We start from the raw sequence: 21,497 nt of genomic DNA, 5'->3' as shown, positions 1-21,497 counted from the left end.
AATTCGTTTTTGTTACCCTGAGGGTATTATATTTTTTAACGTATTGATTGCTTTTGCAATGGTACTTTCTATGGTCGTTGCGTTAGACACAATGACTTGGTTAGTATATTTTCTTGCTTCTGTGGCGGTGGTTTCTCCTATGCAGAAATACCTCACCCCTAGCACCTCTCCTTCAGGAGAGGATAGCGCTTTGTTCTTGTTAAAGAAACTTTGTACCCCACTTGGACTATAAAATAGTACTGCATCGAAAGTCTGATTAAATGTTCGCTTGTTGCTATGAGTTTCATATGTCACGACTTCGTTACATAAAACACCTGCTTCTTTTAAAATAACAGGTAATTCGTCTCTGCGTTGCTTTGCACAGAAATAAGTAAAAGACTCGTTTTTATGGTTTTTTACTATAAAATGTGCTAATGCTGCGCCGTTTTGGGCTGTATATGTCACTTTGTGCTCATTTTTTTCTAACAGGGCAGTGGTTTTTTTTCCAACACAAAAGCACCTCACCCCCAGACCCTCTCCTTCAGGAGAGGGGAGCTTTTGGCTCTTTTTTATAAAAGCGCTGGCTCCGTTTTGACTTGTGATGATCACATTTTTCAGCTCTTTTGGCATCTCAAAATCAATAGGTGTCGTCCTAATCGCATCATATTCCACAAAACTAACGCCAGCATTGAGAATGAGTTCTCGCTGGTTGGGCTGTAGTTTTTTTGTGGAGAGTAGTGTTTTCATTTTAATGGCTTCCCTACTAAAAAGGAGGGATTGAGGGAGGTGTTTTACACACCCCTTACTCCCCTCTTTCTAGAGGGGAAACTGTTGTGTTATTTTTTATTAATAGACGCTTTAATTTCTTTCATGAGCTCACGCCCACCATTGTCTAAAATCTCTAAAGCGCAATCGGTGCCAAATCCTTGACAGTGGGATACAGATAAGGATTCGTTGACTTCTATTTTTGTTTTTCCATCGAGGGAGAAAAGCACGCCTTTAAAATGAACTACTTCCTCTTGGATGATGGCTAATGCTCCGATGGGGGCGGTACACCCTCCTTCTAAGGTGCGTAAAAATTCTCTTTCGATATGGGTGCACAATGCGGTGTTGGCATGGTTTAATTTCGCGCAAGCGGATTTACAAAACTCATCTTCTTCTAGAGTGACAATTAGCATAGCACCTTGTGCAGGTGCGGGGGTCATCCAATCTAATACTTCGTAATTTTCTGGCAGTACATTGATGCGTTCTAATCCCGCTTTCGCGAAAATAGCCCCTGTCCAATCGCTATCTTCTAGTTTTTGCAAACGGGTATTAACATTACCACGAATATCTGTCGTGGTATGATGCGGATATTTATGAAGCCACTGCGCCTGACGCCGTAGGCTTCCCGTGGCGATTGTACATGGCTGGGAATAGTCTGGAGATCCTTTATGTACTAAGATATCTTGCGTAGCCGCACGTTCTAAAACAGCCGCTTGTACAATGCCAATAGGAAGTGCTGTTGGCACATCCTTCATACTATGCACAGCGATATCTACCGTGCCATTAAGCATCGCAACATCTAATGTTTTTGTAAAAATACCGGTAATACCTAATTCGTAAAGTGGTTTATCTAGTACAAGATCTCCTGTAGATTTTACAGGAACAAGAACTGTTTTGTACCCGTGATCTTCAAGTTGTTGTTGTACTGTTTTTGCTTGCCATAATGCGAGCTCACTATCACGAGTCCCGATGCGTATGAGGCTACTCACTGTCTGTTTTTTCTAGTTGGAAAATAGCTTCTATGAGCTCAATACTTTGTTGTGTGCTACCGTTTGCCGTACGTAAATGACTAGCAAATCGATTGGTGATTTTTTGGATCAAACGATCTGCAATGACATTGGCCTGTTCTTCGTTAAAGCTGTCTATTTTTTTACGATGGTTGTTAAGTTCTAAGGCACTAATATCATTCAATTTTGATTTTAATGCTTGGATGGTAGGTGCAAATGCACGTGTAGAAAGCCACGCCTTAAATTCTTTGGTGGTTTGCGAAATAATCGCTTCGGCTTTAGGAATATATTGTTGACGACGTTTTAAAGTGTCATCCGTCATTTTTGAAAGCTGGTCTAAATGAATAAGCGTTACATTTTCTAATTCTGTTACATTATCTGAAACATTCTTAGGAATAGACAAGTCTAGAATAAGTAAGGGCTTTTTGGTATAAATAAGCTCTTTGGTAATGGTGGGTTTTTGAGCACCTGTGGCAACAATCAGCACATCCGTTTGTGAAATTTCACTTTGGATATCGGCATAATCTTTTACCAATAGGTTAAACTTCCCCGCTATTTTTTGAGCTTTCTCTTTGGTGCGGTTAATCAGTGTGATATGCTCATTTTTAGTATGTTTGATGAGGTTTTCACAGGTATTACGCCCTATTTTTCCTGTACCAAAAAGTAAGATGTTTTTATCAGAGACATATGGCACACGCGCCATGATATATTGTACAGCTGCAAAGCTTACCGAAGTAGCTCCTGAAGAGATTTCTGTTTCTGTCTTAATGCGTTTACTCGCTTGGATCACACTACTGATGAGTCGATCCATAAACGGATTAACGAGATGGTGAGCTTTTGCTTTTTTAAAACCGACTTTAAGCTGCCCTATAATTTCAAAATCACCTAATATTTGACTATCAAGACCTGTTCCTACTTTAAATAAATGTTGAATCGCATCATCACTTTCATGGATGTAAGAAACCTTTTCAAATTCAGAAACACTTCCTAGTGTATATTCACATAAAAGATGAATAAGCTGCGAAGGGCTTTGAGCAAAACCATATAACTCGGTACGATTACAGGTTGAAATCACCGTGAGCGCTTCTACACCCACAGCTTTTGCATTTGAAAGAATACGTTCTTGAGCTTCTTCAGAAATACTAAAATGACCTCTTATTTCGGCGTCTGCTTTTTTGTAGCTGAGTCCGATGACATAAAATTCTGAAGAACGTGCGTTTTTCATAACGGCACAAAAATATCTCGCTTCTTTGTAAAAAAATAACGCTAGACGTTCCAAAATTGTCGAAATGCATAAATTCAGGTGTTTCTACGTGTAAATTTGCGTAAAACACCTTATTTTAGTAGTGTTATAAGCGATTGTAGACGATCGTTAATTAGAATGATTCTAAATAAAATAAACAAAATGACGCTTCCTATTGATCCGAAAAGTATCGCTCAAGGTTTAGAAACAGAGACTGTACTAGAATCGGGGTTTTCTATACTGACATTTTCTAACACCTTAGATATCAATAGGCAAATTGTACGTGACGTAGATAGTAGTGTGATTCAGTTTCATTTCTGTTTAAAAGGGCAATCGGTTTTTACATTTAATAATGGTGCGTATCGATTACCGATGCCAGAAGATCAATCATTACTGTTGTATAATCCGCAACGGGATTTGCCTATGAATCTTCAGTTACAACCTGATACTTGGGTGGTGTCAGTGTTGGTTTCTATTAAGAAGTTTCATAGTCTGTTTTCGCGCGAAGCGAATTATATTACCTTTTTGAGCGAAGAAAATAAAGACCGTAAATACTACAAAGATGGCGGGGTTACGCCTAGTATGGCGATTGTCTTAAATCAGTTAATGAACTATAATTTACATCCTAGTATTAAAGATTTGTACTTTAAAGGCAAAGCGTATGAGTTGCTAAGTCTTTATTTTAATAGACCAGTAGATGCAGATATTGCGCAATGTCCCTTCCTAGCCGATGAAGATAATGTGACCAAAATAAAAAAAGCCAAAGAAATCATTATTGCTCGTATGACAGAGCCACCTACCTTATCTGAACTTTCGCTGGAAGTAGGATTATCTCTTAAGAAACTAAAAGAAGGATTTAAACAAATTTATGGAGATTCTGTCTATAGTTTTTTATTTGATTACAAAATGGAAGTCGCTAGGCAGTTACTCGCTTCGGGGCAGTATAACGTGAATGAAGTTGGACTCAAAGTAGGCTATAGTACCTCCAGCCACTTTATAGCTGGATTTAAAAAGAAATTTGGAACGACTCCTAAAAAATATTTGATGTCATTGGGATAAAATAATATGTACATGAACACGAAATTGTTACTTTTCCTTCTTTTTGTTTTATTTCTTTTCCCTGCTTGCGCGAAAAAAAATACAGCCCCCGCAGAAACAGAGTTGGCTACTGAAAAGCAAACACAAACAAAGAAAGTATTAGTCTTTACAAAAACACTTGGCTGGCGTCATAAGTCGATTGAAACAGGTGTTGCTACGATCAAAGATTTTGGAAAGACACATAATTTTGTGGTTGAGCATACTGAAGATAGCACGCATTTTTCTACCGCTTTTTTGCCACAGTATGATGCGATTGTCTTTTTAAGTACCACAGGAAATGTACTCGATGATGACGCTCAGAAAAAGTTTGAAAAATACATACAAGGCGGCGGGAGCTATCTAGGCATCCACGCCGCTGCCGATACCGAGTATGACTGGCCGTGGTACGGAAAATTAGTCGGCGGGTATTTTGAGAGTCATCCTAATGACCCCAATATCCGAAAAGCTACAATTATCAAAACGACCAACAAACATCGAAGTACCTCCCATTTTGAAACTTCTTTTTCAAGAGATGATGAGTGGTATAATTATAAAGAGATCAATCCTGAGATTACCGCTTTGTTGAATTTGGACGAAACTAGCTACGAAGGAGGAACTAATGGCAAAAAACATCCTATTGCTTGGTATCATTTGTACGACGGTGGAAAAGCATTTTATACGGGGGGCGGTCACACCAAAGAATCTTATAACGAAGTTGGTTTTAGAAAACACTTGGAAGAAGCTATGTTGTGGTGTTTAGAATAGTACTATCAAAAACTCTTATACTTTTCTTAAAAGGTATTGATAGATAGTATGTATTTTTGCAAGTAAAATTTTGTTTAATTAAATTTGATGAAGATTAGACAATTTAAATAAATACTGCAGTTTTGTGGTACATATAGATAAAAAAAGAAAGAATGAGCAAAGGTGTTTTACTCGTTAATTTAGGATCTCCAAAAAGCACAGACCCTAAAGATGTAAAAAAATATTTAGGAGAATTTCTAATGGATGAGCGTGTGATTGATGTCCCGTATGCTGCTCGTGCACTTCTGGTAAAAGGCATTATTTTAAACACCCGCCCTAAGCAAAGTGCCAAAGCCTACAGTAAAATTTGGTGGGAAGAAGGCTCTCCGCTTATTGTTCTTACAGAGCGGTTACAAAAGAAAGTACAAGCACATACCGATGTACCTGTAGAAATAGCCATGCGTTACGGTACGCCTTCTATTATGGAAGGTTTACAAAAACTACACGATCAAGGCATCGATGAAGTGATGTTACTCCCTTTATACCCTCAACATGCCATGGCAACAACAGAGACCATTCTCGTGCTCGCAGAAGAGCTTCGTGCCAAGCATTTTCCTAGCATGAAAATCACCGAAGTACCTGCTTTTTATCACAAAGAAGACTACATAAAAGTATTGTCTGAGAGTATCGGAGAACACCTTAAAGAGCTAGATTATGAACACCTTTTATTCAGCTATCACGGGGTTCCAGAAAGACACATTCGTAAGAGTGATGTCACAAAAATACATTGTAAGATCGATGGGAGTTGCTGTAGTGCAGGTTCCAAAGCACATGAGTTTTGCTACCGCCACCAATGTTATGAGACCACTCGTAATGTAGGGAACTACCTCAACTTAAAACCAGGTACTTTTTCCACATCGTTTCAATCGCGCTTAGGATTTGATCCGTGGTTACAACCTTATACAGATCGGACGATAGAGCGTATGGGAAAAGAAGGATTTAAGAAAATGGCGATTGTCACGCCAGCATTTGTCTCTGATTGCCTTGAAACGCTTGAAGAAATCGCAATGGAAGGAGAGGAGATTTTTCACGAAGCTGGGGGTAAGGAATTTACGACCATTCCGTGTTTAAATGACCGTGATGATTGGGCAGCTGTGATTGCAGGTTGGATAAAAGACTGGGAAACAGCAGCAGTGGCTACGGTCTAATTTCACGTTACATTAACACTGTTTTTAAAAAAGGGGTTGCATCTTGCACCGATAACACACTATTTTGTCCAAAAAAAACTCTACATCATTAGGTACAGAACCTATTTCAAAATTATTAATTAAGCAAGCAGTGCCTGCTTCTATAGGTATTCTAGTCATGTCTTTAAATATGATTGTAGATACCATCTTTGTAGGAAGATGGATTGGTCCACTCGCTATTAGCGCCATTACTGTTGTTATTCCGGTCACTTTTTTTATTGCAGCGATTGGCCTTGCCGTAGGGATAGGAGGAAGTTCTGTATTGTCTCGTGCACTTGGATCTGGTGATGACGATAAAGCCCTTCGCGTTTTTGGAAATCAAATTACACTTACATTTCTTGTTTCTGGGCTACTTGCTGTTTTAGGACTTATTTTTCAAGATACACTTATTGAGTTTTTTGGAGCAGATGACTCCTTTAAAGACATGGCACTTACCTATTACCGTATTGTTTTGTACGGAATTGTAATGCTTGCCATGTGTATGATGGGTAATAATGTCATACGTGCAGAAGGTAAACCTAAATTTGCTATGTATGCCATGATCCTTCCAGCAATTGGGAACATTGGGATGGATTATATACTTATTAATGTATTAGGATACGGGATGGAAGGCGCTGCTTGGGCTACCTTTATCAGTTATGCCATATGTTTTGCGTTTATTCTATGGTTTTTTATTTTTAAAAGTGAACTTAGAATCGTTGCAGAATGCTTAAAACTTAAAAGAAAAGTTGTTTCTGAAATTTCAAGTTTAAGTGGCGTAACATTAGCGCGTCAAGGAGTTATATCTGTACTTACTATATTATTAAATAATGTTCTCATAAGCTATGGAGACGCACTAGATGTAGCAACCTATGGTATTATTAGTAGGATGTTGATGTTTGCACTCTTTCCAGTAATTGGAGTGACTCAAGGATTTATGCCTATTGCAGGGTATAATTATGGGGCAGAAAAATATGCACGCGTTCGCGAAACAATAAACATCTCCATTTTATACGCGGGAGGACTTGCACTCGCTATTTTTATTGTCATTATGGTGGTTCCAGATTTTTTTGTCTCTTGGTTTATAAGTGATAGTAACGCAAATGCACAGGCAGTTACAGATAATAAGATTTTGTTAGAACGCACGCCAAATGCGCTACGTTGGGTATTTGCTGCAACACCAGTTATCGTTATACAACTCATAGGTTCTGCGTATTTTCAAGCCATCGGGAAAGCGGTGCCTGCACTTCTTTTGAGCTTGACAAAACAAGGTTTTTTCTTAATTCCTTTAGTACTGATCCTTCCTTCATTTCTAGGCGTTTGGGGCGTATGGATTTCGTTCCCAATTGCTGATGTTCTCTCTACCATTGTAACGGGATATTTCTTGAATAAAGAAGTCAAAACCAAGCTTGCTGTTCAGGAAGAAGGGTGATATTTCTTTGGCCGCTTTCGCGAAAGCGAACTCAGCATAAACTTCGGTAATGCCGAAAGCGGACTCATGGCTATCAATAATAGTATAGATTTTTTAGTTCTTACATACGTTAAAAAACTCCTAAATCAGGATTCCTTCTTAAGAATTCCTTAAATTTCTATCGGAAATACCAAACCAAAAATTCAATGAAACCGACATGTTGGAAATAATAATTAATATAACACACTAATTATTTTTAACATCCAAGGTTACATGTGACCATCAAAAACAATAAAAACAAACACATGAAAACTAAGATCCTTTTCCTTTTCTTGGGGATACTCTCAGGAATGGCATTAGAAATCAATGCCCAAACCCCAGACCCTTCTTCTTATGAAGCGTTAGAATATCGTTTAGTTGGCCCTTTTCGAGGCGGACGTAGTGCCGCAGTAACAGGAGTGCCTGGACAACCTGATTTATTTTATATGGGAAGTACTGGCGGCGGTGTCTGGCGAACTACTAATGGAGGCACAACATGGGAAAATATATCCGATGGCTTCTTTGGAGGGAGTATCGGTGCTGTGGAGGTTTCCAAAAGCGACCCTAATGTGATCTATGTAGGAGGAGGAGAAAAAACCCTGCGCGGGAATGTATCTTCTGGATACGGCATTTGGAAAACCGTAGATGCTGGGCAAACTTGGAGCCAAGTTGGGCTTAAAAATAGTCGTCACATCCCTCGTATTCGTGTGCATCCTACCAATCCTGATATTGTATATGCAGGCGTACTTGGAAATATTTATAAACCTACGCAAGAACGGGGGGTGTATAAAAGTACTGACGGAGGAAAAACATGGAACCAAACGCTATTTAGTAATGCAGATGCGGGGGTTGTTGATTTAATTATAGATCCTAATAACCATAGAATACTGTACGCCACGACTTGGAATGCAAGACGTACGCCGTATAGCCTGAGTTCTGGAGGCGAGGGTTCTGCGTTATGGAAAAGTACCGATGAAGGCGAGACATGGAAAGAAATTTCAACCAATGACGGTTTTGCAAAAGGTATTTTAGGGATTATGGGTATTACTGTATCCCCTGTAAATAGCAACCGCTTGTATGCGATGGTTGAAAACGAAAAAGAAGGAGGTTTATATACTTCTAAAGATGGAGGAATGAACTGGTCTAAGGTTAATGATGAGCGTAAATTACGTCAGCGTGCGTGGTACTACACGCGTTTGTATGCAGATACTCAAGATGAAAATACGGTGTATGTGCTTAATGTAAACTATCATAAATCGACCGATGGTGGAAAATCATTCAGTACGTACAATGCACCGCATGGAGATCACCACGATTTGTGGATTGCACCAGAAGATCCCAATCGTATGATTATAGGAGATGATGGAGGTGCACAAGTAACCTATGATGGGGGTCGTAGTTGGAGTACATATATGAATCAACCTACAGCGCAGTTTTATCGTGTAACAACAGATAATGCATTTCCATATCGAATTTACGTAGCACAGCAAGATAATAGTACCATTCGTATTCCGCATCGTACCGAAGGCAGAAGCATTTCTGAAGACGATTGGGAAAGTACCGCTGGAGGTGAGAGTGCCCATATTGCGGTAGATCCAGAAAATAACGAGATTGTTTATGGAGGGAGTTATGATGGTTTCTTAACTAGAGTCAACCACGAAAAAAATACGGTTCGTTCTGTATCTGTGTGGCCAGACAACCCTATGGGACATGGCGTAGAGGATATGAAATACCGTTTCCAATGGAATTTCCCTATTATTTTTAGTAAGCATAACCCTGACCGTTTATATACCTTCTCACAAAATGTACATGTAAGTGAAAATGAAGGACAAAGCTGGAAAGTCATTAGTCCAGATTTAACACGTAATGATCCAGATAAGATGAAATCTTCTGGAGGACCGATCACACAGGATAATACCTCGGTAGAGTATTACTGTACCATTTTTGCAGCAGCTGAGTCTCCTTTGAAAGAAGGACTCCTTTGGGTAGGAAGTGACGACGGATTAGTACACGTAAGTCGAAATGGAGGTACTTCTTGGGAAAATGTAACGCCTAAAGGAATGCCAGAATGGATGATGATTAACAGTGTTGAGCCAAGTGCTTTTGATGAAGGAACGGCGTATATCGCAGGAACACGATACAAATCAGGTGATTTTGCACCGTATTTATATAAAACAACCGATTATGGAAAGTCGTGGAAAAAGATTACTAACGGCATCCCATCAGAACATTTTACACGTGTGGTTCGTGAAGACCCTAAGCAAAAAGGATTGCTGTATGCAGGAACAGAAACAGGTATGTACATTAGTTTTGACGATGGAAATTCATGGAAATCTTTTCAGTTAAATCTTCCTATTGTACCTATTACAGATCTGACGATTAAGGACAACAATCTTATTGTAGCGACACAAGGACGTAGCCTATGGATTATTGATGACTTAGGGATGTTGCATCAGTCCGCTTTCGCGAAAGCGGGATCCAATCACTTATTTAAGCCAAAAGACACCTACCGTATGGGCGGAGGCGGTCGTGCAGGAAGCCTTACAGAAGGAACGAACCATCCAAGTGGCGTGATGACTTATTTTAATTTGAAAGACTTTGACAAAAAGAAAGACACGGTTTCTCTTACCTATATGACGGTGGCAGGAGATACCTTGCAATCTTTTAGCACAGGCGCCAAAGAAAAGAAAGATCAATTAGAGGCAAAAAAAGGAGGTAATCTCTTTGCATGGAATACCCGTACCGATGGTGCAGAACAACTCAAAGGAATGATCCTTTGGTGGGCAAGCCTTGACGGACCAAAAGCCGTTCCTGGGAATTATAAAGTAGTGTTGAATGTAAATGGTGAAGAGCAAACACAATCCTTCATAATTAAACCAAATCCAAATGCCGAAGCAACTGTAGCCGATATGCAGCGACAATATGATTTTATATCTGATGTCAATAAAACGGTAGACAGAGCACATCAAAGTATTAAGAAAATACGAAAGATCAATGCTCAGTTAAAAGCTTTTGAAGCACAGTATAAGGACGATGTCCGTACAGCAGATCTGCGCGAAAAAGCAAAAAAAATGCAAGAGGAATTTGGCAAAATAGAAAAGGAATTATACCAAACAAAGAATCGTTCGGGACAAGATCCGCTTAATTTCCCAATCAAATTAACCAATAAATTAGGGCATTTAAATAGCCTAGTAGGAATGGGCGATTTTGGACCTACAGATCAAGATGTGGCTGTAAAAAATGAACTAGCTGCGGCTATTTCAACCCAACTAGAAGCGTTTGATAAAATGTTAGATGACGAGGTGGCTCAGTTTAATACAGATTTTAATAATTTGAATTTGAATTATCTTTTTGTGGAGGATTAAAAAAAGAAATTACACACATAATAGAGACCTAACAGAGCGATTTGTTAGGTCTCTTTTTATGGAAAATATGCAATAATAGTTCCTAGTATCTCTGAACTATAGAGAATATTACCATTTTATAAAAGCGCTTCATATCAATTTTATGTTGACCTAGATTAGCTGAAGATTAACATAAATTACTATAAATAATAATAAAAGAAAGTTAATCACCTTTTTATTAAGACGCGCAAGTATACTCTTTGATTATATTGCTGTAGAATAATAAAAAAGATTCAACATGAAACAAGTAAATAATTTTGTACTATTCGGTTTTTTAATGTGTTTTATTTCGGTATTTTCTCAAGATGTAGACACTCCAACAGACGATAATCCATTATCAAAAGGGACTTTCTTTTTATCTGGTCAATCTGACTTTAGAGCAGGCATCAACAACATAGGGGATTCGTCTTTGAACACTTCTGTTTATTCTGTTTCACCAACAATAGGTTATTTTTTAATCAATCATCTTGTCGTAGGTGCAGGCGTAAACTTTTCCGGATTTAAATCTGAAAGTATGTCATCAGGTGAATTCCCTAGTGAATCATTAGCTAGAAGTAGAAATGTTTCATTTACTCCTTTTGCGCGTTACTATTTTGATACAGGCAAAATGAAACCTTATGTGAGTACAAGTGTAGGATTTGGTTCTGGCAGAAATAAAACTGAAAGTACAACGCTAATTAATGATGTTGTAACCTCATTTGAAAATGAAAGTAAAAGCAGAAGTACAGTATACTCCGTTACTGGCGGAGCGGCTTATTTCTTAACAAAAGATGTTTCTTTAGACATTGGAGTACGATATATTAATTCGACATTTAAAAGTGAGTCCGATAATGGTGGTAATTCACCTAAAAACACCTCCAGCAATATAAATCTCGTAGGAGGATTTAGTATCTATTTATAGACCTTCGTATCTTTGCCTTATGGCAGAATACTACTTCTACTTTAAATCGCTACATATCATTTTTATGGTGACTTGGTTTGCAGGCTTATTTTACATGCCTCGGCTTTTTGTATATCAAGTAGAGGCTCATGAAAAACCATCTCCAGATCGTGAGATTTTAGGGAAACAATTAGGGCTGATGGCCAAACGGCTTTGGAAGATTATCACAGGTCCTTCTTTAGTACTTTGTTCGCTTTTTGCCTTCCTGATGTTGCATATTACCCCAGGATTATTAAATGCCCCGTGGATGCAGATAAAGTTAGGTTTTGTGATATTGCTATATATCTATCATGCGAAGACCTGGAGTATTCATAAGCAATTACAAAAAGGAGAATATAAGTACTCCTCTAAGTTTATGCGAATTTGGAATGAAGGGGCTACGCTTATTTTATTTGCGGTTGTTTTTCTGGCCGTCACAAAAAGCGCTACCCATTGGATATATGGGGTATTTGGAATTATAGGTCTTGGGGTATTATTAATGCTCGGCATTCGATTATACCGAAAAATACAAGAAAAAAACCCAGATGCGTAACGCTGATTAATGATAGGATGATGTCTTTTTTCAGACCTAATCTCACTATCTTAGTCTTTTAACACATGAGATGAGAACGGTATTCAATTTTGACAGGAAATCTTTAAGTTTTCGCATATTTACCTCTATGCTAGTATTGGTATTTATTGCCTTTGCACTCATTTCAGGAATTACCTATTACCAGTACCGCGAGCAAATAAAAGATTATAATATAGACCGTCTAGAGCGAAAGGAAAATTCTATAAAAAAAGAAATAGATAGAACTCTTAAAACGACCACCTTTGAATTACGTACAGATAAGATCAAATTTATCTTCATGGATGAAGTTTTTGATATCGCACGTATTCATGGAGAGAATATAACGCTCTTTGATCTAGATGGAAATCCTTTAGTTTCTTCTACCGAAACTTTGTTAGAAACGTCTATCCAACAAGCCATTCCTAAGCGTATATTAGATACGTTAGCAAGTTCTTTAGAAAAGCGATATGTAGAGCGTGTAGAAACAGAAATCCCGCAACAAATTTCGTATTCGTATGTAAACGACCCAAAGTTTAAGCGCCTTGCGATCCTTCAGATTCAATATGAAGATAGCGAGTCTTTTATTAATAAAGAGATGCGAGAAATCTTGATTCGCATAGGTGTTGTGGCGCTTATTGTCTTTTTTACAGCTATTTTTCTTGCGTATATTTTGGCAAGATACATCACGTTACGACTTAAAGATATTGAAGAGAAAATTAAGGAAACTCAATTAGATAAACGAAATAAAAAGGTAGATACACATAGCCTACCTACAGAGCTATTAACACTCGTTTCGGCATATAATGGGATGATTGATGAGTTGGAAGAAAGTGCGGCACAGTTAGCTCAAAACGAACGTGAAGCTGCGTGGCGTGAAATGGCAAAGCAAGTGGCTCATGAGATCAAAAACCCGTTGACGCCTATGCGATTGACGGTTCAGAGCTTTGAAAGACGATTTGATCCTGAAGATCCAGAAATCAACACTAAGATTAAAGAATACAGCAACACCCTGATTCAGCAAATAGATACCATGAGTAGTATCGCTTCTGCTTTTTCAAATTTTGCTGACATGCCTGCCCAGCAGAGTGAGACGTTAAATGTCCCTAAGGTGATCAAACTTGCGTTAGATATTTTTAGGGAGCGTAATATCGCTTTCGCGAAAGCGGACCAAGTCATCCATGCAAAATTTGACAGAACTCAATTGATACGTGTGGTCACTAATCTGGTTAAAAATGCGATTCAAGCGACAAAACACACAGAAAACCCCAAAATATTTGTAGATGTTCAAGCGGTAAATGAAAATGTTCAAATCACCGTAAGTGATAACGGAATTGGGATTACAGAAGAAAATAAAGCAAAAATATTTCAGCCTAAATTCACCACCAAAACCAGTGGAATGGGGCTAGGACTCGCGATGGTAAAAAATATTATGGAAACTTATAATGGAACCATTACTTTTACATCCCAAGAAGGAAAAGGAACTGTATTTACAGTAATCTTTCCAAAAGAATAAATGAAGTCATTAAAAATAACATTATCTGGTCGAGCGCAGTCGAGACCTTATGTAGGTTGATAATGTTATCCAATTCTCGACTGCGCTCGAAAAGATCAAATACGTATGGACTATAACAATATACTTACAAATCTACATAATGGGGTTACGACCATTACCATCAACCGACCTTCCAAATTAAATGCCTTAAACTCGGAGACGATTGGGGAGTTGCATGACGCTTTCGCGAAAGCGGACTCAGACACTTCCACCAAAGTCATTATTATTACAGGAACTGGAGAGAAGGCCTTTGTGGCAGGTGCTGATATTTCTGAATTTGCCCATTTTTCTGTGGAAGAAGGGGCGAGACTTGCTCGAAAAGGACAGGAAGATTTATTTGATTTTGTAGAAAACTTATCTACCCCAGTCATTGCTGCTGTCAACGGATTTGCCTTAGGAGGCGGATTAGAACTTGCCATGGCGGCACACTTTAGAGTAGCTAGTGATAATGCACGCATGGGATTGCCAGAAGTATCTTTAGGGGTGATTCCTGGTTATGGAGGAACCCAGCGTTTACCCCAATTGGTAGGAAAAGGACGCGCCATGGAAATGATCATGACCGCAGGAATGATTGACGCCAATACCGCGCTTGATTACGGATTGGTCAATCATATTGCCTCTATCGAAGAGTTAGTACCTCTTGCAGAGAAAATAGCAGGTAAGATTATGCGTAACTCATCGGTAGCGATTGCGGCTGGAATCAAAGCAGTGAATGCAGGATTTACAGACGGAGTCAATGGGTATGAAGCAGAAATAGAAGCCTTTGGCGCTTGTTTTGGCACCGAAGATTTTAAAGAAGGAACCACCGCCTTTTTAGAAAAACGCAAAGCCGATTTTCCTGGAAAATAAATTAATTTTTACGTTAGTTATTATAACTTATTTTTTATTGAAAGCATGAAAAAACTGTTTGTTAGTACGTTACTTCTTATGAGCGCATGTGTGTTAGCACAAGATTTACCCAAGATTAAAGGCTCTGGTATTGTCACTTTAAAAGAAGAAGTGCTGACAGAACCTTTTGATCGCATAGATATTGATGGTGATTTTGAGATAGAATTGCAACAAGGGAGCACCAATCAATACTCGATAGAGACAGATGATAACTTGATAGAAGTGGTTACCTTCCAAGTGGCAAATAATACCCTTACAATAGCGGGCACGCATCGTATTATTAAAAAGAAACGACTAAAAATTATACTCATCGTTTCTACTATTGCTGAAATACATTTGAATAACGAAGCTAGGATTCAATCAGATAGATTGATAAAAGGCGAAAACCTACTTCTTACGGCAGGAAAAGGGTCAAAATTTGATCTGGATTTGGCGTATACCGAAGCCATTACTATGGAACTATTCAGTGATGCCGATGGTGCCGTTAAAGTAAAATCTCAAAATAGTAAGGTGACACTAGATGGGAGAGCTAGCTTGAAAATGTATGTCTTAGTAGATGTTCTAGAATCCCAATTGAAAGATAGCTCAAGAGCCACATTAGATGGCGCGGTAGGTTCTTTAAATGGTACGCTCTCTGATAGTGCAAAGTTAAACGCAAAAGATGCGTTACTCACGACAGCAGCGCTTACACTCTCTGATAATTCAGATGCGTATGTGAATGTAAAAGAAGCTATTACATTATATGCTCAGGATACGTCTACAATTGAATTATATGGAGATCCTACGATTACAGTAGATGGTTTGAAAAATAGGGCTAAGATTTTGAAGAAGGATTAGGTAAAAAAACAGGTGGATTTTAGGAATCCTTATATTCATGAAAGACAGAGAAAAAGAAGCTTATTTTTGTCATACTCACACTAATTTATTTTCCCAGAATAGATGTAAAGAATGTTTTAGAGGCATGTGCTTTACATGTTTACATATGGACAAAGAGTATTGCCCTAGTTGCAAGCAATCGAGTTATCTCAGTGGTAATATGTATAAAAATATAAAAGCAGTTAGAGGGATGCTTATTGTAGCTGCTGTAGCTCTTATATTGATGCATGCCTATCAATATAGCACTAATGAGAATGTGTATGCTAACTTAGACTTTATGACAAACCTAGGAATTACACTATACTTTACGATTTCTATTGGTTTTGCTTTTTTCTTATTCGAAGACACAGAGATCTTAAGTGACATAAGAAAAGTTCCATTTTTGGGTTTTAAACTAATGCTGGCAACACTAGTGGTTACGGTCATTATAGGAATTCCAGTGTTTTACTTTCTCTATAAAATATACTTGTTGTTAAAAGTGAAATTTATGGGATCAAGTGCTAATAAAAAGTAACATTGTGTACACACCCTCGTTTTTATATTTTTGACCATAGCCTACAACTCCCATCCTTTACGATATTCCCTTTTTACCCAGGCATTGGCTTCTTCATAATTGGTAACACGCATATTGGCACCGTCCCATTTAATCGTACGACGCCCTGGATAATTATACGGATCCCAATCGCCTACTTTTTTGCCGCTTTTTAGGGTTTTGTATTGGAAGGCTTTAATCGCAAGATTTCCCATCAATACAGCTTCTGTAAGCGGTCCTCCGTATGAAAAAGGAGAAGACGTAGGTTTATTGTTCAAACAGGCATCGATCCATTCTCCAGCATGCGATGTTTTTACTCTCGCAATCGTCTCAGCAGGGCGTTTAAAATCCTTCATACGTTCGCTAGGGAGTAAACGAGGATTTCCAGAATAGGTATCGGTAATCATAATACCATCAGAGCCATAAAAGATACTTCCCCCACCATTATTACCAGGGGCTTCATTGTCTTTTAACTCCGACGGAAGATCAGGCATAATCCCACCGTCATACCAGTTTAAAGAAACATCGCCTTGAGTAGGAGAATCAAATTTTAAACGTACAATCGAACTTGGCGGACACGCTTCCGAATAATCAGCCTCTACAAAATCACCCGACCAAATGGTGGTACAACTCGCTTCTGCTTCGTACGGAAACCCTAAGTCTAGGGTTTTAAATGGGGTTTCCATAATATGGCATCCCATATCTCCCATAGCGCCTGTTCCAAAATCCCAGAAACCACGCCATTTAAAGGGCAGATAGTTCTCGTTATAAGGGCGAGTTGCCGCAGGGCCTAACCATAAATCCCAATCGAGGTTGTCAGGGATAGGTTGTCCTTGGGTAATATGCTTAAACCCTTGTGGCCAGACAGGACGGTTAGTCCAGCAGTCCACACGGTGTACTTTTCCTATCACTCCTGCATTGATCCACTCCTGTGCGAGACGAATCCCATCACTCGAAGCACCTTGATTTCCCATTTGGGTAATGATTCCTTGCTTTGAGGCCGTTTCTGCCATGAGACGCGCTTCATAGATATTATGTGTAAGCGGCTTTTCTACGTAGGCATGTTTCTTTTCTCGCATAAAAGGTAGCGCAATGGTAGCATGCGTATGATCGGGTGTTCCCACCATGATTGCATCAATATCAGAAAGATGATTATCGTATATTTTTCTAAAGTCGCGGTATTGTTTTGCTTTGGGATGTAATGCATAACTCCCAGCACCCATTTTATCATCTACATCACACAGCGCGACAAATTTTACCTTTCCATGTTGTGTCAATTCACGTACAACACCTCCACCTCGACCGCCAACTCCAACAGCGGCAATATACAGCGTGTCACTAGGCGGAATATGATTCCCTCCAAGGACAAAACTTGGAACAATGGTAAAAGCGGCACTGGCAGCAGCAGATTTTTTTAGAAAAGAACGACGTTTCATAGGAGTGTGTTTAATTTTTTTAAAGTTAAATAATTCTATTCATATACAAAATTTGGAAATATTCCATAAATTTGCGGTAATTCCAAATTTTAAAACAATAAAAGAAGGTGGATGTGTTGTTGTTTCCGCTTTCGCGAAAGCATATTCATGAAGAAATCTATTAATGGACGTGGTGCCCAGATACACATATCAAATCGCTTTTCAGAGTTTAGTGAAGAGATGCGTGATGATTTTTTAGAATTTTGCTTTCGCGAAAGCGAACAACCTACTAATCCCAAAACTGTGTACATAAATACCTTTCCTAAAACAATTGTCAATAAAGTAACCAGCCCAGATGTGGGAATGGGATATTCTTTGAATCCGTATCAGGGGTGTGAACATGGATGTATTTATTGCTATGCCCGGAATAGCCATGAATATTGGGGATATGGGGCTGGACTAGATTTTGAACAAAAAATTTTGGTAAAGAAAAATGCTCCTGAATTATTAGAAAAAAAGCTACAAAGCCCCTCATGGGAAGCAGCAACTATTGTGATGTCAGGAAATACAGATTGCTACCAACCCATTGAAAAGAAATTAAAAATTACACGGCAATTATTACAACTATTTTTAAAGTATAAACATCCCGTTGGGATTATTACCAAAAATGTGTTGGTTACCAGAGATATTGATATTTTAAAAGAATTGGCTAAAGATGATTTATGTCGTGTGATATTTTCGGTCACTACATTGTCTGAAGAGACAAGACGCCTTATGGAGCCTCGCACGGCAACGATCAAAAAAAGACTCGAAGCGATAGCGTGTTTAAGCAACGCCGGGATTCCTGTGATGGTCATGGCGGGACCGATGATTCCGGGAATTAATACCCATGAGATTTTACCGTTGTTAAAAGAAGTATCAGAACGAGGCGCTCTCCAAGTGGGCTATACAATTGTACGTTTAAACGGTGCTATTGGAGGTATTTTTGAAGATTGGATTCGAAAAGTCTTACCAGATAGAGCTGATAAAGTGCTCAATCAAATAGCCGATTGTCACGGAGGGCAAGTAAACGACTCCAGATATGGCAAGCGAATGAAAGGCGAAGGGAATTATGCAGCACAAATTCACAGACAATTTGACATAGGAAAGCAGCAATATTTTAAGGGCAAAACACTTCCACCATTAAATACAGGGTTATTTTTAAAGACAGATAGAGGTCAATTGGGGCTTTTTAACAATCTTTAAGATTCTTTTAGTTGCTGTTTTGCCATCTTTGTATTGGTATACCATTTACCAATTGAATTTGCAGTAAATTCAATTAATAATTGGGATTAATGTACTTTTAGGGCATGAAAAAGAAATATAATATCTTCATAATTGGATTGATCGCTGTAGGTTTTTTACAAACACTTACGGCACAAACGGTCTTTAGAGGTAAGATTTTAGATGAGACCACACAAGCGCCTGTCGCTGGCGCCAAGATTGGAATATCCGATCAAGGGATAGGTGTTGTGACCAGTGAGAACGGACTTTTTAATTACCGTAGGTATCACCAAACGGTTGGAAATGCTTCTCGACTTAACATTAGTGCTCCTGGATACGAAACAATAGAACTAAGAGGAGATAATATACGAAGCCTTTTCAATAAATCGAGTAAAATAGTTCTTACTCAAACCGATGAGGTTCCTGAGAAAAAAGAATTTTTAGCACAAAAAAATGTGTCTATTTTTTGGGATGCTTCCCTCTCATCAGAGCGAAGAGATTTTAGAAAAGAATGGGGGTTTATTGAGGCCTATTTTGAAGAATTAGGTGAGGTAAATGTGACCTTTATTATCTTTAATGAAAAGATTCTGTCCACAAAAAGGCATACGATCAACAAAGATATTTCTGCTCTAAAAAAAGAAGTAGAAGGACTAGAATATCAAGGGACTACTTCCTATGATATTTTGACAACTGGCAATACAGATGCAGCATTGTTGTTTTCTGATGGAGAAGCGGTCTTAGGCCAATGGGAGGGAGATAGAGATATCCCCTTTTATGCAGTGAGTAGTTTATCTAGAGCAAATCATGAGTATTTGCGATCACTTGCAATGTTTACTTCTGGAAGCTATGTCAATTTATCTGAAGCATCGATAGCAGAAAGTATCGATCAACTAAAAAAAGGTGTTCCTTTTAAGGATAAAACAGTTGCTATTTCGTCTTCATTTAATGGTATTGTAAAAACATCTATAGGGCCTATTCAAGGCGCAAGTATTACGATAAAAGGAGACTTAGAAGAGTTTCTCTCAAAATCAGATGGTAGTTTTACGGTTCCTGCAGAAGTAGGAGATGTATTGCAAATTCGTTATTTGGGAATGCATCCTAAAGAAATGCTCGTAGAAGATGTACCCTCACTGGTAGTAGAAATGAAGCCTGTGGATGAATTACTCAAAGAGGTCATCATTGAAGGCAAAAAAGCCAAAAGTAAAGAGACGTCAGATACGGGTTTTGGTGAAGTAAGTGTGGATCAAATAGGCGTTTCTGTAAACACGATTACCAGTGCCGAAATACGTCCCAATGCACAATATATTGGAGATATTATTCGAGGTCGTTTTGCAGGTGTCCAAGTATCAGGATTCGGAACTGAAGCTGTATTCACTATTAGAGGCGGTAATAATTCGCAGGCTGCTATATGGGTCGTAGATGGCTCTATTTATGAACAGACACCTAACTTTATAGACCCTCAAAATATCTCTAGTATATCCATCTTAAAATCGATACTAGCGACAGCTCGTTACGGGTCTATTGCTTCTGGAGGTGCTTTTATTGTGAAAACAAAAGCATTTCTTAGATCTGAAAATGATGGCGAGATTGTAGATACGGCCTTAATCACAGGAAATGAATATACAGAGCAAGTGGATCAACTTAACCTAGAGGCACTAAAGCCTAATTATGTAAAACAGATTCAGGCTATAGATGGTGTTGAGGCTCAGTTTACCATGTATCAAAATTTATCTCAAGCAAACACGACTAATGCAGAATTCTTTATAGATATGGCATTGTATTTTCAACCACTAGATAAAGAAAAAGCAAGAAAGATACGATCAAGACTTGTAGAGGTGGCACAAAAGAATCCCAAAGTGTTACGTGTAGCTGCTTATCTGTATGAAAGTGCAGGAGACTATGACAATGCTTTAAAGTTGTATGAGCGCATTACAAGTATCGCTCCTCGGGAGGCACAATCCTATAGAGACCTAGCTAAAGCGTATGAAGAAGCAGGCTATTATGATAAGTCTTTAGAGCTCTATATCAATATGCTTGGAGAACAAATCTTAGGAGTTGATTTTTCTGGATTAGACAAACCTTTAGGACATGAATTATTACATTTAGTTTCATTACATAAAAATAAAATAAATACGGAAAGACTTCCCGATGATTGGGTACTTCCTAATTTTCGTCTGGACTTACGTATGGTGTTAGAGTGGTCTGATAGAGAAGCTCCTTTTGAGTTTCAGTTTGTAAATCCAAAAGACAAATTTTTTAAATGGAACCATACCTTGTTTGATAATAAAGAGCGCCTAGAAGCAGAAGTAAAGACAGGTTTTCAAACGGAAGAGTTTGTGATTGATGAGGCCCCACATGGCTTATGGAGAGTTAATATTGAATACCTAGGAGAAGAAACATTTACGACGGTTCCTCCCTATCTTAAGTATACTATTTATAGAGATTATGGTACTCCTAGTGAACGTAAAGATGTAAAAGTCATCAAACTAACTTCCGATATTGGTAAGGCACAGCTTGACGAATTCTTATTGTAATAAGATTCTATTTTATGGGCGTTTCAAATTCAAGAATACGCTTATAAATTCT

At 38.4% G+C, this 21,497-nt stretch carries 17 protein-coding genes; 13 read left to right on the top strand and 4 right to left on the bottom strand.

Annotation, left to right across the window (positions count from 1 at the left end):
• Positions 1 to 12: 12 nt before the first annotated feature.
• The 3 genes from ACFO3O_RS06990 to hemA all read right to left on the bottom strand — a co-directional run bounded on the left by ACFO3O_RS06990 (position 13) and on the right by hemA (position 2,976).
• Positions 13 to 726 (bottom strand): uroporphyrinogen-III synthase, encoded by a 714-nt coding sequence (locus tag ACFO3O_RS06990; RefSeq protein ID WP_379977865.1) that lies wholly within the window; start codon positions 724 to 726, stop codon positions 13 to 15.
• An 89-nt stretch (positions 727 to 815) separates the two neighbouring features.
• Positions 816 to 1,733, bottom strand: a complete 918-nt coding sequence (hemC, locus tag ACFO3O_RS06985; protein WP_379977864.1) for a hydroxymethylbilane synthase — start codon at positions 1,731 to 1,733, stop codon at positions 816 to 818.
• The gene (hemA, locus tag ACFO3O_RS06980) at positions 1,726 to 2,976 is read right to left on the bottom strand and encodes a glutamyl-tRNA reductase (RefSeq protein ID WP_379977863.1); all 1,251 of its coding nucleotides are present in this window, start codon (positions 2,974 to 2,976) and stop codon (positions 1,726 to 1,728) included. The genes hemC and hemA overlap by 8 nt, the downstream gene beginning before the upstream one ends.
• A gap of 180 nt (positions 2,977 to 3,156) precedes the next feature.
• Here hemA and ACFO3O_RS06975 point away from each other — a divergent pair, with 180 nt between their 5' ends.
• The 11 genes from ACFO3O_RS06975 to ACFO3O_RS06925 all read left to right on the top strand — a co-directional run bounded on the left by ACFO3O_RS06975 (position 3,157) and on the right by ACFO3O_RS06925 (position 16,215).
• Entirely contained in the window at positions 3,157 to 4,053 is an 897-nt protein-coding gene (locus ACFO3O_RS06975; protein WP_379977862.1) for an AraC family transcriptional regulator, read from the top strand.
• A gap of 12 nt (positions 4,054 to 4,065) precedes the next feature.
• Positions 4,066 to 4,836, top strand: coding sequence for a ThuA domain-containing protein (locus ACFO3O_RS06970; protein WP_379977861.1), 771 nt, complete (start codon positions 4,066 to 4,068; stop codon positions 4,834 to 4,836).
• 152 nt (positions 4,837 to 4,988) lie between these two features.
• Positions 4,989 to 6,023: a ferrochelatase gene (gene hemH, locus ACFO3O_RS06965; RefSeq protein ID WP_379977860.1), complete on the top strand. Its 1,035-nt coding sequence runs from the start codon at positions 4,989 to 4,991 to the stop codon at positions 6,021 to 6,023.
• Between the two features lie 64 nt (positions 6,024 to 6,087).
• Positions 6,088 to 7,473, top strand: coding sequence for an MATE family efflux transporter (locus ACFO3O_RS06960; protein ID WP_379977858.1), 1,386 nt, complete (start codon positions 6,088 to 6,090; stop codon positions 7,471 to 7,473).
• Between the two features lie 284 nt (positions 7,474 to 7,757).
• Positions 7,758 to 10,856 carry a WD40/YVTN/BNR-like repeat-containing protein gene (locus tag ACFO3O_RS06955; RefSeq protein ID WP_379977856.1) on the top strand — a complete coding sequence of 1,033 codons (3,099 nt, stop codon included), beginning with the start codon at positions 7,758 to 7,760 and terminating at the stop codon, positions 10,854 to 10,856.
• A gap of 277 nt (positions 10,857 to 11,133) precedes the next feature.
• Positions 11,134 to 11,796: an outer membrane beta-barrel protein gene (locus ACFO3O_RS06950; RefSeq protein WP_379977854.1), complete on the top strand. Its 663-nt coding sequence runs from the start codon at positions 11,134 to 11,136 to the stop codon at positions 11,794 to 11,796.
• A gap of 19 nt (positions 11,797 to 11,815) precedes the next feature.
• Complete coding sequence (locus ACFO3O_RS06945; protein ID WP_379977853.1) at positions 11,816 to 12,367, top strand: CopD family protein; 552 nt, start codon at positions 11,816 to 11,818, stop codon at positions 12,365 to 12,367.
• A 70-nt stretch (positions 12,368 to 12,437) separates the two neighbouring features.
• On the top strand, positions 12,438 to 13,898 hold the full coding sequence (locus tag ACFO3O_RS06940; protein WP_379977852.1) for a sensor histidine kinase: 1,461 nt from the start codon (positions 12,438 to 12,440) through the stop codon (positions 13,896 to 13,898).
• Positions 13,899 to 14,003: 105 nt separating this feature from the next.
• A complete protein-coding gene (locus ACFO3O_RS06935) occupies positions 14,004 to 14,786 on the top strand; it encodes an enoyl-CoA hydratase/isomerase family protein (protein WP_379977851.1) in 783 nt (260 codons plus the stop codon).
• Positions 14,787 to 14,831: 45 nt separating this feature from the next.
• The gene (locus ACFO3O_RS06930) at positions 14,832 to 15,662 is read left to right on the top strand and encodes a GIN domain-containing protein (RefSeq protein WP_379977849.1); all 831 of its coding nucleotides are present in this window, start codon (positions 14,832 to 14,834) and stop codon (positions 15,660 to 15,662) included.
• Between the two features lie 145 nt (positions 15,663 to 15,807).
• Positions 15,808 to 16,215 (top strand): hypothetical protein, encoded by a 408-nt coding sequence (locus ACFO3O_RS06925; protein ID WP_379977847.1) that lies wholly within the window; start codon positions 15,808 to 15,810, stop codon positions 16,213 to 16,215.
• 41 nt (positions 16,216 to 16,256) lie between these two features.
• Here the strand turns inward: ACFO3O_RS06925 and ACFO3O_RS06920 are convergent, their stop codons facing one another.
• Positions 16,257 to 17,669: a Gfo/Idh/MocA family protein gene (locus ACFO3O_RS06920; protein ID WP_379977846.1), complete on the bottom strand. Its 1,413-nt coding sequence runs from the start codon at positions 17,667 to 17,669 to the stop codon at positions 16,257 to 16,259.
• Between the two features lie 147 nt (positions 17,670 to 17,816).
• On the opposite strand from ACFO3O_RS06920, the gene ACFO3O_RS06915 reads away from it, so the two are divergent.
• Both ACFO3O_RS06915 and ACFO3O_RS06910 read left to right on the top strand, forming a co-directional pair.
• Entirely contained in the window at positions 17,817 to 18,893 is a 1,077-nt protein-coding gene (locus ACFO3O_RS06915; protein WP_379977845.1) for a PA0069 family radical SAM protein, read from the top strand.
• 104 nt (positions 18,894 to 18,997) lie between these two features.
• Positions 18,998 to 21,445, top strand: a complete 2,448-nt coding sequence (locus ACFO3O_RS06910) for a TonB-dependent receptor plug domain-containing protein (protein WP_379977844.1) — start codon at positions 18,998 to 19,000, stop codon at positions 21,443 to 21,445.
• The last annotated feature ends 52 nt before the right edge of the window (positions 21,446 to 21,497 follow it).

This window comes from Dokdonia ponticola, from assembly GCF_042653865.1.
In the GTDB taxonomy this organism is placed as follows: domain Bacteria; phylum Bacteroidota; class Bacteroidia; order Flavobacteriales; family Flavobacteriaceae; genus Dokdonia; species Dokdonia ponticola.
The sequence above is the reverse complement of the archived record's forward strand: the minus strand, read 5'-3'. Positions and strand labels throughout refer to the sequence as shown.